This is a genomic window from Microcoleus sp. Aus8_D2 (assembly GCF_036702665.1).
Classification (GTDB): domain Bacteria; phylum Cyanobacteriota; class Cyanobacteriia; order Cyanobacteriales; family Microcoleaceae; genus Microcoleus.
In genome coordinates this window covers 20,978-35,463 of sequence record NZ_JAUBUN010000040.1, presented here as the reverse complement: position 1 = coordinate 35,463, position 14,486 = coordinate 20,978, and the positions used below count along the sequence as shown (strand labels likewise).

At 44.1% G+C, this 14,486-nt stretch carries 11 protein-coding genes; 6 read left to right on the top strand and 5 right to left on the bottom strand.

What is annotated here, in order from left to right:
- Positions 1–114: 114 nt before the first annotated feature.
- The gene (locus QUB64_RS25095) at positions 115–693 is read left to right on the top strand and encodes an ATP-binding protein (RefSeq protein ID WP_333276078.1); all 579 of its coding nucleotides are present in this window, start codon (positions 115–117) and stop codon (positions 691–693) included.
- A 378-nt stretch (positions 694–1,071) separates the two neighbouring features.
- A complete protein-coding gene (locus tag QUB64_RS25090; RefSeq protein WP_333276076.1) occupies positions 1,072–5,103 on the top strand; it encodes a CHAT domain-containing protein in 4,032 nt (1,343 codons plus the stop codon).
- Positions 5,104–5,414: 311 nt separating this feature from the next.
- Here QUB64_RS25090 and QUB64_RS25085 read toward each other — a convergent pair whose 3' ends face one another.
- The gene (locus QUB64_RS25085) at positions 5,415–7,031 is read right to left on the bottom strand and encodes a formylglycine-generating enzyme family protein (protein ID WP_333276074.1); all 1,617 of its coding nucleotides are present in this window, start codon (positions 7,029–7,031) and stop codon (positions 5,415–5,417) included.
- Positions 7,032–7,305: 274 nt separating this feature from the next.
- On the opposite strand from QUB64_RS25085, the gene QUB64_RS25080 reads away from it, so the two are divergent.
- The gene (locus QUB64_RS25080; RefSeq protein WP_333276072.1) at positions 7,306–7,890 is read left to right on the top strand and encodes an ATP-binding protein; all 585 of its coding nucleotides are present in this window, start codon (positions 7,306–7,308) and stop codon (positions 7,888–7,890) included.
- A gap of 412 nt (positions 7,891–8,302) precedes the next feature.
- Positions 8,303–9,007, top strand: a complete 705-nt coding sequence (locus QUB64_RS25075) for a response regulator transcription factor (protein WP_333276070.1) — start codon at positions 8,303–8,305, stop codon at positions 9,005–9,007.
- Positions 9,008–9,085: 78 nt separating this feature from the next.
- On the opposite strand, the gene QUB64_RS25070 is transcribed toward QUB64_RS25075, so the two are convergent.
- Entirely contained in the window at positions 9,086–9,490 is a 405-nt protein-coding gene (locus QUB64_RS25070) for a gamma-glutamylcyclotransferase family protein (RefSeq protein WP_333276068.1), read from the bottom strand.
- Positions 9,491–9,610: 120 nt separating this feature from the next.
- Here QUB64_RS25070 and QUB64_RS25065 point away from each other — a divergent pair, with 120 nt between their 5' ends.
- The gene (locus QUB64_RS25065; RefSeq protein WP_333276066.1) at positions 9,611–10,210 is read left to right on the top strand and encodes a glyoxalase-like domain protein; all 600 of its coding nucleotides are present in this window, start codon (positions 9,611–9,613) and stop codon (positions 10,208–10,210) included.
- Between the two features lie 115 nt (positions 10,211–10,325).
- Here QUB64_RS25065 and QUB64_RS25060 read toward each other — a convergent pair whose 3' ends face one another.
- The 3 genes from QUB64_RS25060 to QUB64_RS25050 all read right to left on the bottom strand — a co-directional run bounded on the left by QUB64_RS25060 (position 10,326) and on the right by QUB64_RS25050 (position 13,665).
- Positions 10,326–11,603: a bifunctional sterol desaturase/short chain dehydrogenase gene (locus QUB64_RS25060; RefSeq protein ID WP_333276064.1), complete on the bottom strand. Its 1,278-nt coding sequence runs from the start codon at positions 11,601–11,603 to the stop codon at positions 10,326–10,328.
- Positions 11,604–12,032: 429 nt separating this feature from the next.
- Complete coding sequence (locus QUB64_RS25055; protein WP_333276062.1) at positions 12,033–12,656, bottom strand: restriction endonuclease subunit R; 624 nt, start codon at positions 12,654–12,656, stop codon at positions 12,033–12,035.
- A 112-nt stretch (positions 12,657–12,768) separates the two neighbouring features.
- Positions 12,769–13,665, bottom strand: coding sequence for a polysaccharide deacetylase family protein (locus QUB64_RS25050; protein ID WP_333276061.1), 897 nt, complete (start codon positions 13,663–13,665; stop codon positions 12,769–12,771).
- 197 nt (positions 13,666–13,862) lie between these two features.
- Here QUB64_RS25050 and QUB64_RS25045 point away from each other — a divergent pair, with 197 nt between their 5' ends.
- Positions 13,863–14,471, top strand: coding sequence for a Uma2 family endonuclease (locus QUB64_RS25045; protein WP_333276059.1), 609 nt, complete (start codon positions 13,863–13,865; stop codon positions 14,469–14,471).
- The last annotated feature ends 15 nt before the right edge of the window (positions 14,472–14,486 follow it).

The following is a 14,486-nucleotide window of genomic DNA, read 5'->3' as shown; positions in this document are numbered from 1 at the left end:
ATCCTCCGATTTGTCAACGATCTACTTACAAGTGATTTTTTAGCGATCTTTTACATAGTCGATAAAAGTTGGGAGAGTTTAACTACAAGACTACAAGCAATAAGGATTCGCAAAATGAAAGATAACATCAATGACATTCCCTCTGGCGGGATCGGTATCAAAATTATTGGCAAAATTGCTGATGAGCTTTCCTATACCCGCATTTCTGGTCGCAACTGTTTGTTCATTATAAAATATTACGAATCCCAACACAACACTCAAGCTGGTTGTTGGAAGCGGGCGATAAATATTCTGAACAGCTTTAATTGGCTGCAAGAGCAACGAGAGCAACAATCCGATCGCAATTCTCACCAGCCACTGAAAAAAATCAGCTTAAAACTCAATACTGATATCAAGGCTGTTACTGAAGTCTTGCTGTGGTTCGAGCAGTTAGAGGATCTACCAATTCCCGAAGCAGTGTTTTCCCAATTTAAGCTGATTGCGATCGAAGGGTTTACAAATGTGGTGCGCCATGCTCATAAAAATCTGCCCTTAGAAACTCCGATCGAGCTGGTGATTGCTGCATTTAACGATCGCCTAGAACTCGAAATTTGGGATAGCGGAGAGCCTTTTGATTTTAAATCAAAGTTGGAGGAAGAATTGTCAGAAAAAAGTCCGTTTAGCTGGGACGAGCTGGCATTTACGCTGCACTAAACATGACTTTTTGTATGCACGGGTGGCCAGAAACCGGATTTCGGCTGGTGGTTGAGCGTAGCCGAAGCTCAACCACCAGTTTTTTTACGAAAATACTTCGCTGTTACGGTTACAGATTCGATATTGCTAAGTAGATGAGTGGGAAAATATGTATGCAGTCAAAAGCGAGGCGCAACGGAGTGAAGTGTTAGTGCGATCGATCGAACTGAGTCGGCGTCAGTTGTTTTTTTAAGTGCAATGGATTAAATTATTACGACCTAAGAGTTTCAGGCGGGTTGTTGCCCCCAGGGTTTTGGACAAATATCAATAATTTTTCAGGGATTTTGCGAAATTCTTCCCCAAATCGCTGATAGATATATAGAGTTAAAGGAAATCCTCATGGACGAACAACGCTTTGCGGCTTATCTAAATCTGATTCAACAACTCCTCGATTGTCCTAACGGTGCAGAAAATGATATTCTCAACGCCAATCGAGAGTTGGTTGATGCCTATTTGCTGCAAGTTCTGGAAATGGTAGTGGCAGATATGGCAGAAAAGGGCAACTCAAATGCAGCCAAGTTTCTGCAAAATCTAGCGGCACATTTGGCGAATTATATCGGTAATACTGCAATTTATGAAGAGTATTTGCCTTTTCTGATGGAGGTGTTGCAGGCAACGTCATACAGTGATGGAAATCCTCAAGTCGTCTATCCTATTTTACAAAAAAATATCGACAAATTGAATCTGAAGCTTGCCGAAATATTGCAGGATTGGGCTACATCAAAATTCACAGAGTTTACATTAGAACAAGCTGAATTAATCGCAAGAGATATTGGCAATTTTGGCAACTTAATTCAGCAATTTACCCTAGGTAGCCGGGACTGGTATTTAGAAATTGGCATCGCTTGTTACGAGTCTGCTTTAATAGTCTATACCCGCGAACAATTTCCCCAACAATGGGCAAGTGTTCAAAATAATTTGGGGAATGCCTACAGTTACAGAATGCACGGAAAGAAGGCTGAGAATATCGATCGGGCGATCGCTTGTTATGAGTCAGCTTTAATAGTCCATACCCGCGAACAATTTCCTCAAGATTGGGCAATGACTCAACATAATTTGGGTGCTGCCTACTTTGACAGGATTCAGGGAGAAAAAGCCCAGAATATAGAACTGGCGATCGATTATTTTGAGTCATCTTTAATAGTCTGCACCCGCGAACAATTTCCTCAGCAATGGGCAATGATTCAAAATAATTTGGGTACTGCCTACCGTAACAGAATTCAGGGAGAAAATGCCCAGAATATAGAACGGGCGATCGCTTGTTTCGATTCTGCTTTAAGAGTCTACACTCTAGAACAATTTTCCCAGCAATGGGCAATGACTCAAACTAATTTGGGTAATGCCTACAGAGAGAGAATTCAGGGAGAAAAGGCCCAGAATATAGAACGGGCGATCGCTTGTTTCGATTTTGCTTTAAGAGTCTACACTCTAGAACAATTTTCTCAAGATTGGGCAATGACTCAACATAATTTGGGTAATGCCTACGGTAAAAGAATTCAGGGAGAAAAGGCTCAGAATATAGAACTGGAAATAGCTTGTTACCAGTCAGCTTTAATCGTCCGCACTCGCGAACAATTTCCCCAAGATTGGGCAATGACTCAATATAATTTGGGTATTGCCTACGGAGAGAGAATTCAGGGAGAAAAGGCTCAGAATGTAGAACGGGAAATAGCTTGTTACCAATCAGCTTTAATAGTCTTCAAATACGAACAATTTCCCCAAGATTGGGCTATGAATCAAAATAATATGGGTAGTGCCTACTATCACAGAATTCAAGGAGAAAAGGCTCAGAATGTAGAAGAGGCAATCGCTTGTTTCAAGTCAGCTTTAATAGTCTTCAAATACGAAAATTTTCCCCAATATTGGGCAAGGACTCAAGATAATTTGGGTAAGGCATACAGAAACAGAATCCAGGGAGAACAGGCTCAGAATATAGAACGGGCGATCGCTTGTTACCAATCTGCTTTAATAGTCCATACCCTCGAACAATTTCCCCAAGATTGGGCAAAGACTCAAAATAATCTGAGTGTTGCCTACTGTAACAGGATTCAGGGAGAAAAAGCCCAGAATATAGAACAGGCGATCGCTTGTTGCCGCTCTGCTTTAATAGTCCATACCCTCGAAGGATTTCCCCAAAATTGGGCACTGGCTCAAAATAATTTGGGTAGTGCCTACGGTGACAGAATTCAGGGAGAAAAGGCTCAGAATATAGAACTGGCGATCGCTTATTTTGAGTCAGCTTTAAAAGTATACACCCTCGAAGAATTTCCCCAAGATTGGGCAATGATTCAACATGATTTTGGTGTTGCCTACGGAAAGAGAATTCAGGGAGAAAAGGCCCAGAATATAGAACTGGCGATCGCTTATTTTGAGTCAGCTTTAAAAGTATACACCCTCGAAGAATTTCCCCAAAGATGGGCAGCGACTCAACATGGTTTGGGGAATGCATACATTTACAGAATTCAGGGAGAAAAAGCTCAGAATATAGAACAGGCGATCGCTTTTTACCAGTCAGCTTTAATAGTCTACACCCCTACCGCTTTTCCTTTAGATTGCTTGCGGTGTAGCAGAAACCTCGGCTACACCGCTTTCACTGCTGGTTTCTGGGAGATTGCGATCGAAGGATACGAACAAGCGATGACAGCGGTGGAACAAAGTAGAAGTTGGATAACTTCGGACGATCGCCGCCAACAGATGGTAGCAGAATCGATCGATGTTTACGAAAACGCGATTCAAGCTTGCGTCAACAGCGGCAAACTCGAAAAAGCCATAGAATATTGTGACAGAACCCGTTCCAAGCATTTAGTCGATTTAATGCACAGCAATGACTTGTCTGCTAGCGCCGAAATTCCGCCAGCAGTTCAAAATTATTTGCGGGAGTTTGAGGCGAAGCAGCGAGAAATTGACAGGGAAGTTGAACAACTCCACAATCCATCGCCAGGGAATAAAGAATTAGCAAGTGCGGGGAGTCAGTCACAGAGTCGGGCGGATTTTGCTGCTTACACGAACAAGATAGAAAAATTAGAAGCCGAGAAACAGCACATCTGGGAAAACATTCGTCGTTTAGATCCAGTTTTATCGGGACAGCTTCAAGTCGATGGGATGCAGTTTGCGGAAATGCAGCAACTCATCAACAATTCACAGACGGCAATTATCTGTTTTTATACTACCAATGATGACACTCATGTTTTTGTGATTTACAAGGATAAAGCCCCGCAGGTTCATACTTGTCTGGGTGAGGGTTGGGCCACTTTTCAGGAGTGGATTCACGAGAGTTGGTTGTTGCCTTATTTGGTAGCAAAGAAAAGTTGGAAACGAGGAATGGGTGATTTTTTAAGCCAGTTGTCGCAGCGGTTGAAAGTTAATGAGTTGATTGATAAATATCTGGATGGCATTGAGGAATTGATTGTGCTTCCGCATCTGTATTTGCATCAGATTCCGTTGGCGGCATTGCCGATTAACCCCCCCCAACCCCGCCTTGCTAAGGGGGGGCTAAGAGAGGAACAAGATTCTTCTTTTGTTGAGGGGCTACAGCATCACAATTCCCCTTTGCTAAGTAAGCAAAACTCTCTTCAATCTCCCCCCCTTAGCAAAGGGGGGGCGGGGGGAGTTCTTGGCGATTATTTCCTAATTCGTTACGTTCCCAGTTGCAAAATATTAGAGTATTGCCATCAACGCCCAACCATCGAATCGCCGCAATACGGTATCGTGGAAAATGCCACGGATGACCTCTATTTTACACCTTTCGAGTGCGAAGAAATTACCAAAATTGTTCCGATCGAACACCACTTAAAAGGACGCCAACAAGCAACTGTCGCCAATTATCGCGATTTGGTGAAACAAGTTAATGTCCTGCACTCCAGCCACCACGCCAAATCGCGTTTGGACAATCCTTTAGAATCGGAATTATTACTGGGGGATGGGACGATCCGGTTAGGCGAATTAATGACTCCTGGTTGGCGTTTGCCGGAATTGTCAGATGTGTTCCTATCCTGCTGCGAAACCAATTTAGGACAGACGAAAATTACCGACGATGTTCTCACCTTGGGAACCGGGTTTTTGTGTGCGGGAGCTCGAAGTGTAGTCAGCACTTTGTGGGCAGTGAATGATTTGGCTACGTCGTTATTTTCGATTTTTTACTATCAGTTTCGGCAGGCTGGTTGCAGTCGCCCGGATGCGTTACGGCGGTCTCAGGTGAGGTTGCGAACGATTTCGGGTGCGGAGTTGGAAGTGGTGTACAAGCCGCAAATAGATGCGATTTTCCTGAAAATTAATCAGAATTTAAATTTGACGAAAAGTCTGTATGCAGATTCAAATCCTTTTGCTGATTTGATTTATTGGTCGGGATTTATTTGTCAGGGTTTGCATTGAAAAAGTGGCATTTGATTGCTACAAAATTAGATCTAAAACCGTGAATTGTAGGGGCGGGTTCACCGACATCTATAAAACCTACAAACAATTTCATAAACCCGCCCTCTTCGCCAAGATTTACATGAACATCATACCATAAATTCACGGTACATTTTGATGGTTTGTGGGGTGGGGGCGGGTTTACAAGATGATTCATTTTTACCATGAATTGTTGGTGAACCCGCCCCTACAGACCTTGAATTTATGTCAACAATTTACAATAAATTTAGCGTACATTTTTATTTTTAGTGGGATGCGAATTGACAAAAACCTTAAGTCCGCGCAGCCACACACACAACCCGAAAACCATAGTTGGCGAAGCTGATATGGGGCGCAAGGTTGATGCGACAAGCAGAACGGCAGTTCCACGGATCGCTGTCCCACGAACCTCCGCGCAGCAGCCTTGTTTGGTTATCATCTTTGGTATTGACTAATAAATGAATACTATAGTGATAGCGACGATCGCTACAAGTATCATCCCAGACTGTACCATCAGTAGGCGCGCCTTGATAGCGATCGTGCCAAGGGTCAGCACACCACTCCCAAACGTTCCCGTGCATATCGTAGAGTCCAAAGGCATTCGCTACGCCAAGGCTACCCACAGACGTTGTTTGTTGGCGGTAAATTCCTTTAGACCCTTGACCGTAGGAATCCCACCACTTGTTCTCTCGATCGCCCATACCTCTATAATTTGCTAAATCTGTCGTCATTGTTTCCCCAAAATGAAAAGCTGTTGTTGTCCGGGCGCGACAAGCATATTCCCATTCGACCTCGCTAGGAAGGCGATAGCTTCTACCTGTTTTTTGAGATAATCTGGCACAAAATTCGATCGCATGATACCAAGAAATTTGTTCTACAGGTCTGTTTTCACCTTTAAACCGAGATGGACTGGAGTCAAGGTCGTAATGGATTTTTGGTAATCTAGCTACTGCTTGCCATTGTACTTGAGTAATCGGGTATTTTCCCATAAAAAAAGCTTTAATTGTGACCTGATGTTGAGGTCTTTCAGAGTCAAGACTTTCTGCTTCAATCTCAGGTGAACCCTTGATGAATCTCCCCCTAGGAATGTAAACCATTTCTAAGTTGGTGTCATAGCCTAAGCCTTCGGTAAAGTATGGAGCGTTTTTGATTTCGCGTTGGATAATTTCACCTTGAGGATTGACGGTAACTGTTTCAAAGGTGAAAGTTTCCGCCGGGACAGGACGGGGAGGTAAAGTAACTTCCACTCCAGCAATAATCGCAGATTCTCCGGTTTTGGGTAAGCTATCAAACAACCGAGTTGCTTCTGTGTAATCGCCTAGGGCGGTTTGCTTCATTGCCTCTGCTAGAATCAGCAAAGGTTCAAAATTAGCGGCTTGCAGAGGGTCAGCTAAAGTTTCTACTAGCGATGATTTCTGCAACCATTGAGCCAGATTTGGCTGTTGCAGTAATTCCCTGAGAGTCTGAGTTAATTGTTCTGCTGCTTTCCCTGGTTCTACATAAGCTAAAGCTGTCCAATATTGGGCTTGTTTTAACCCGGTAATTTTTGAGTGAAAGTTGCGCTTAACATACTTGAGTAAAAACCCTGATAGTTCGCGCAAACTCTGCTGACTCAAACCGCTTAAAAGTATCTTGCGAACTGTACTATCCATTTCATATAGTTCCTCATCTACTTTGCTACACAAATCGGATAATAGCAGATCGGAAACTGCAATCCAAGGCACTTTTAACTTGGGATTAAATGGGTAATCTCGCAAGCGATAAAGCAAGTCCGGTGTTAAGGCAAGGGGAAAAGCCGCATGGCAAGCAAATTCCAGATGAGATTCAGTAAAACGATTTCTGAAGGCTTGAATGCACTTCATAGCCTCTTGTTCTTTTGGGTCGTTCCCAGTGGCTGTAAATTCGGTCATTGCAGCACCTCGATTGCTGGTTGAAAGCCTGCACTATCTGCGGTAAACATTTTTAGAGTTTCTAATTTAGCAATTGCCCTAAATCGGTATCAGTCTTATAAATTTCATCAATTAAAACAATCTTCCGATCGCACTTTTCAACCCATTACTACATATCCTCCGATTTGTCAACGATCTGCCTAACAGTGATTTTTTAGAGATCGTTTGCCGATCGAGAAAAATTTGGAATAGTTGAACTATCAACCGCATAGAGCAACCAATTCAGGATAGCAAAATGAGATACAACGATGAAACCCCGTCACTGGGAATCGGACTCAAAATTATTAGCCAAATTGCCGATGAGCTTAGTTATACCCGCAATTCTTACCGTCGCAACTGTTTGTCGATCGTTAAATATTACCAGCCCGTACTACCTCAACATAGCACTCAAGCTGGTGGTTTGAAGCGATCGAGCGATGTGTTGAACATTTTTAACTGGCTGAAAGAGCAAATAACTAGCCAATCCGATCGCAATTCTAACCAGCCACTGCAAAAAATTACTATTCAGCTCAATAGTGAGATGGCTACTGTTAGTCAAGTTTTGTGGTGGGTCGAGCAGTTAGATAATCTACCAATTCCCGAAACTGTTTTGCAGCTTGCCAGACTTGCGGTGGTCGAAGGGTTTATCCTGGCTGTTCACCATCACAAAAATATGCCATCAGAGACTTCGATCGATCTTTCGATTGCGGTATTTAACGAACGTCTTGAAATCAACATTTGGGATTGGGGAAAGCCTTTTAACTTCAAGGCGAAGTTGAATGAAGAATTGGAAAAAAAAGATCCGTTTTGTTTGAAGCATCTGGAATTTGTGTTTGAGTAAAGCTGTTTTGTAATTGCCAGCTTTCAAGTGACAATAGCCTGTAGGTAGGTGCGCGCTGTCAACCATCTATGTCAACTTAACCTGCAAGATCGATAGGGGTTTAAACCCTGTCTGACTGTGGAATCAACCTTAAGTTAATACCATGCGTGACAAATGGTTGCTACACTGATTAAGCGTATACAAATTATATGTCATTATCATAAATTGCCGGAGACGGCTTGGCCTAAGTCCCTACAGGTAAAAACCTCTAATTTGTTTTTGGTAGCAATGTTTTTTGAAATTGGTATAACATCAATGACTCCGCACTTTATCCCTACCAATAGCCGAGGGACACCATTCTTTGCAGAATTCCTGCTAAAGATGTGCCGTAATTTCCAGCTTTCAATTGACAATAGGAAGAACCTTTTTTGCCATGAATACTCATACTGCTCCCAAAATTCTCGTTGTGGAAGATGATCCACCAATTCGCAATCTAGTTCATCGCTTTTTGAATCATAAATATCAAGTAAATTCGGCAGCAGATGGCGAGACTGCTTTAGCATTGTTTGAGGAATTCCAGCCGATGGTAGTAATTCTCGATTGGAATTTGCCAGATACTACCGGCTATCACCTCTGTCAGGAAATGCAGCGCCGTACTAATGTTTTTGTGATTATGCTCAGCAGCCGCACAGATGAAGCTGATAAACTTAAAGTGTTGTCCGCAGGTGCTGATGATTATATCTGCAAACCATTTGGTCTGGCGGAGTTGGCAATTCGGATCGAAGTTGTGCTCAGACGCATCAGGCCTGTTACTCCATCTCGGATTGTATTCGATCGACTGGCGATCGATCCAGGGCGTCGGGAAGTAACACTCAACGACCAAATTATCAAGTTCACAGCCTTAGAATTTAAGATTTTGTATTTTTTGGCAAGTCATCCGGGTGCATCTTGGAGTCGCCAACAGATTATCGAAAAAATCTGGGGCTGGAAATCAATTTACCCATCAGAAGAGAGAGTTGTGGACGTGCATATCGGCCAGATTCGCAAGAAAATTGGACCGCAGTTGATTCAAACGGTTCGGGATTACGGTTACAGGTTCGATCCCAACACGCTTGGGATCGGAATACCGGGCGGTTGAAACCGCGGCGACACAGGCAAAACCCGCGGCTCGACTGAGCTTCCTTTGTGTAGACGCGGTTTCAACCGCCGTGCGATCTTATTTTGTCAAAAATCTATTTCCCCACGTCCCATCGGGCAACCAGACGCCTCCCAGAGCACGGACGCGATCGGGTACCATGAAGTATGCCCAAGCCGTCCCGAGAGGTTTGAAATGTCGATCGCAAATTTCGATTTCTTCCCGCTGATATTCGTTTTCCGTGGGTTCCCGCAGCGGGTGATAGTCTTCCAATCGGTCTAAATCGTCCAAAATAGCGGAATTTGCGAAACACAGCAGAAAACCATAGACATTGCCATCTCCGGCCACCATTGCAGGATAGCCGATCGGCAGTGCAAAAAGTTGACCGCGGGCGATCGCGGGAGAAGCATCCACAACTTTTCCCTCGCAGTAGCGGAGATAGTTGCACTCCCCCGGTTTGAGAGTGCCGTAGACAAAGACTTTCATCGGGTAGGGCCTAACCGCTAGTTTTTGCTATATTAGATGCCTAAGCTAATAGTTTAAGTCTCGCGGGCGATCGCGACTGCAATTTTCCTAAATTTCGTTGTTTACCCTTTTTTATAATTCATGACTGTAGCAGTTAGTTTTATTGCTTTTGGACTTCGGCCCTTGTACTTGAGTTCTTTTTTGCCCGACTTACCCTTGGACGGCTTGTTTTCCACTCAAGGGATTATGGTAATGCTGCTGGCCGCCTATGCGGGGGCGATGTGGATGTTTCTCACCAGTGCTCCCAAGGTACACACCGTGATGGTATCGGATCTCGCACAGGCGAGGGAGTTCTATGAAGGTATGCTCAGCCTCCCTGTCGCAGAAGTACCGCTGCACTACTACTATAATTACGAGCAAACTTTAGGGACAACCGGTATCGATCCCCTGTATTTGTCGCCGAATGTCGGGAGGGGAACGAGCTCTCAAACGATGGGGAGTCCCGAGGGTTTGTGGTATCAGTTGATGAAAAATACTCAACTGCACATTATTAGTGGCGCGGGTGTCGGGGAAAAAAATCGCGAACGTCATGTTTGTTTCGATCGCGATTGTTTGGATCAGCTATTAATGAGGGTACAAACTCGCGGGATTAGTTATAAAATTCGCCGGGAAAAGCCGCTTAATTTTTTGGTTAAGGATTATGATGGGCGCGTGATAGAAATGGCTGAGGTTAGTAATTAGATAATAGTCGGTGGGTTTTGCGGACTGAAGTCCTCACTACGAACTAGGTTTGTAGTGCGGACTTCAGTCCGCATATTTGGATGCGGACTGAAGTCCGCACTACGAACGAGGGAGGTCAATTAATCTTGGCTTCAACGTTGGATTTTTCCGATGTCGTCGCTGCTTTAATCTCTGCAACTGTCTTGCGGCTGAAGAGTTGGAAATACAGAGAAACAAAGAATTCTTTAACTGGGAAAACAATAAACGTCAAAGGATTGATTGTCACAATGATATTGCGGACATCAGCTTTAGCTTGTTTGACAATTTGCTGCGCTACCCAGTCAGGAGACATAATGCCGATCGGGTTTAAGTTGCTTTTGAACGGCCCTAAAATCAGTTTACGCACGATGCAGGGCGCATCCAGCCGCCGTAGAGTGACTAAATCTCCCAGGGCGCGCTTGCTGAGTTCGTACAGGGGACTGACAGCGGGAATCACTTCTGCTTCTGAAGTATTGATCCAGACTTCTTTACAAGCGATATTTTCGTTAGTGCGAACTGTTAAGAAAAACAGTTCCATCAGCCGCCACGCCGAAAAAGTGTTAATTTCGTAGGAATTTGCGATCGCCTCTCCGGTTCTTTCACCTTGTACGTTAATTCCGTGATTGATGACGAGAATATCGATTTTTTCTAACAATTTAGCTAAATCTGCCTCTTCGCCAGCGTGCCAAGTTACGGTTTTTACAGGCAAAATCTCGCCGTCTACATTCACGGTAATTTCCTCCTGGCCCGAGGAAAGGGCGATCGTTTTTGCACCAGCTTTGTGCAGGTGTTTCAGAAGCAAACGCCCCAAAGTTCCCGATGCGCCGGTGACGGCTACTGTTTTGCCTTTGAGAGAAAGTGCTGTACCCATAAGTTTATCTATTAAGGTGAAAGTACCGCAATAGTAAGCATTTTGATCGTCGAAGTGGTGGCGCCAGTGATAAGGTTTATTAACGAACCAGTTACCGGGGATACTCTGGAAGTCTCCCGGTTGGTGGGTGATGTCGGTTAATTCATCTGCGCCTTTGATACCGATCGCGCGGGCGATCGCACTCAACAAAAAGCTTAAAGTATAAATACAACCCGCTGCTGCGCCCCAGTGATATGGTGGGAGCCAAAAATAAGCTAAAACCCACAGCAACAAGCCCAAAACCATCATCGCCACAGCTTCGGGCACGTCGTGACGCCAGTGCGCTTGCTTGTAAATAGTCTCGCTAACGGGCGTCAAATTCGGGCGGAAAACGCGGTGATGCCAATTGTGCAGTTTTTGGAGGGGCGGCACATAATGAGACGCGACGTGATAAAAGTCTCTGATGATTTCTGCCCAGCAGACAGAAGCTATTCCCACAGCGCCGACTATCCAGTAATTTACCATGCTTGCACCAGTTTCAAATTTGAGATATTATATCATGTCCTGTCACAAAAACGGTTTGTAGTGAGGACTTTAGTCCGCTAATTATGACGACTTGCATTCCTTACAAAAACGGTTTGTAGTGAGGACTTTAGTCCGCTAATTATGACGACTTGCATTCCTTACACAAACGGTTTGTAGTGAGGACTTTAGTCCGCTGATTGTGAGGAATTGCATTCCTTACAAAAACTAATTTAATTATGATGGCGATCGATAGACAGCACCTTAGATATTGTTAGTTTTGAAAGATAGCTTACCAAAGAAGATGGGTCGCTCGCCTCCCCGTTGAGGGGGAAATTAAATAAGGATGATTCATTGTTTCAATCATTTTTCCAGACCTTCGGTAGTGCTGTCAACTGTCAACTGTCAACTGAATGAAAATAGCTTTTATTGCTAGTCTGGTAATTGACTCAGGCGTTTTAAAATTTGCAAAACGCGGTACAACTCATTGCCTATATTAGGAATTGTGAATTGATTGGATAAAGCATACTGCGGATATTCTCCTCTGACTAGCTTGACAAAAGTGAAGTTAGCACCTGTGGCAATCATCCCAAAAGTCGGAGTTTCGGGATTGGGATCTGCCAGCATATATGTCAGAAGTTGGGCAAGTGCTTCGTCAGTAGAGAAAGCAAGTTGTTTGGATTCAATTACTGTCACCCACAAGTTTGCTTTCATAATCAGGATATCTATTCTGCCTTCGATGATTCTGCCTTCGTCTTCTTCTTGAATTGCGATCGACTTTTCGGCTTTGACTTGAAAAGGAGACTCAAAGAGACCGGCAATAAACAAAATAGGGCTGACAATTGTTAGCTTAACTGCATTTTCCAACACAGGCGGGGAGTCTACCAAGTTGAAGTATATGTTTTGGACGCGATCGAGTAATTGTTTCTCAGAGTCAGTTACTTCGGGCAAGTTTTCTTGCCATTCTCGGAAAAACTCTTGATTTCGCACTCGCTGCAAGCCGTAGTTATCGATTAAATAGGGGATGTTGATATCTCTTGCTTGAAGTTTTTGCATGAGGCTCGATCGAAGTTTTTACGGTTATTCATAAGTTTAGCATAATTGGGATTTTTAACCGCAGATCGATGCAGACGATCGCAGATAGACGCAGATGAAATAGGATGTCTGTTTATGGGGATTTGCGATCGACAGTTTGCTGTTTTTGGGATGCTTGCATTTGCAGCAATTGCGGTACGGTGACAAAACGGTATCCCTGCTGTTTGAGTTTGGGAATAATCGCAGAGACGGCCTCGACTGTTTGCTGGCGATCGCCACCGCCGTCATGCAACAATACGATCGCCCCTGATGTCGCTTGAGACAGCACAGTGCGGGCTATAGCAGCCGCCGGAGGTTGCGAAAAGTCCTTAGGATCGATCGACCACATCACCACCACATAATTTTTCTTTTTGGCGTAATCCGCAAAACCGTTATTTAAGCGCCCACCGGGAGGACGAAACAACAAACTTTTCGCCCCAGTCGATCGATAAATATGAACCCCAGTATTGTCTATTTCATCCGAGGCTGTTTTTTCAGTGACATTGTGATAAAAATGATGCCAAGTATGATTGCCGATCGCATTTCCCGCTTTTACTACTTGCTTGGCAATTTCTGGATTCTCGCGCAAATTTCCACCCAAGCAGAAAAACGTAGCTACCGCGTTATGTTTCTGCAATATTTTTAATATTTTCAAAGTTTCCGCAGTTGGGCCATCATCAAATGTCAAAGCAATAACTTTTGAGTCGCTGATATTTGCTTTGTATATAATTTGGTTGCGAAATTGCGTTGGCGGTGCGAATACTAAAGGTTGTGCGGCGGGTTTCGGAGTGGGAGTTGCGGCGGGAGAAGGCTGTATTTGGGGTTTCGGCGGTTTCAGGAGATTGGGCGGAGGATTGCCAAAAGGGGGGATTTGGGCGATCGAATTTGAATTTAGAGTTTTTGGGCGATCGGGAAACAGCAAACTTAGAGATATCAATCCGATAACTATAGCGGTTTTAATCCACGATTTTTTAGTAAATTTGGTCTTCATCAACTGTTCTATTTGCTGTCAACTATCTAATTATCGCTGAGATTTTTACCAAATTAGTTATAATTCAAAATAGCAGCGCATCATCACAGGAGAAAAGCCATGATTGCTCCGGCAAATCTCAGCCGCATTACAATCCCGCCTTTGGAAAATGGCGAACTTGCTAAATTTTTGCAGAATTCGAGCGGCGCTATACAGCCATGCGGGGACTCAAAAAAGCAGATTTGATTGAACGAATTGTTTATATGGCTTCACCCTTACCCTTTGATCCCCACGCCGAACCCCATGCCGATTTAATGGGCTGGCTGTGGACTTACAAGATTGCTACTCCAGGCGTGCGTCTGGGCGATAATCCTACCGTGCGTCTCGATGTGGATAACGAACCTCAACCCGATGCTGTACTGCTAATTGATGCTCAATGCGGCGGCCAAACTTGCCTGAGCGATGATGGCTATATCGAAGGTGCACCCGAATTTGTTGCCGAAATTTCTGCCAGTACCGCTACGATCGATCTGCGAGACAAAAAGCGAGTTTACCGCCGCAATGGAGTCAAAGAATATTTAGTTTGGCAAGTAATGAATCGCCGGATCGATTGGTTTTCCTTGCAGGAAGAAGAATATATTGCTCTGCTACCCGATGCTGAAGGAATTATCCGCAGCAGAGTTTTTCCGGGATTGTGGCTGGCAGTTTCAGCACTTATAGACGGGGATATGCCAAGTGCGATCGCAAATCTTCAAACCGGATTAAATAGTACAGCACATCAAGAGTTTGTCCAACAGTTAGCTTCCTTTCCAAAAGCTACTTTATAGAGACGCTACGAATTG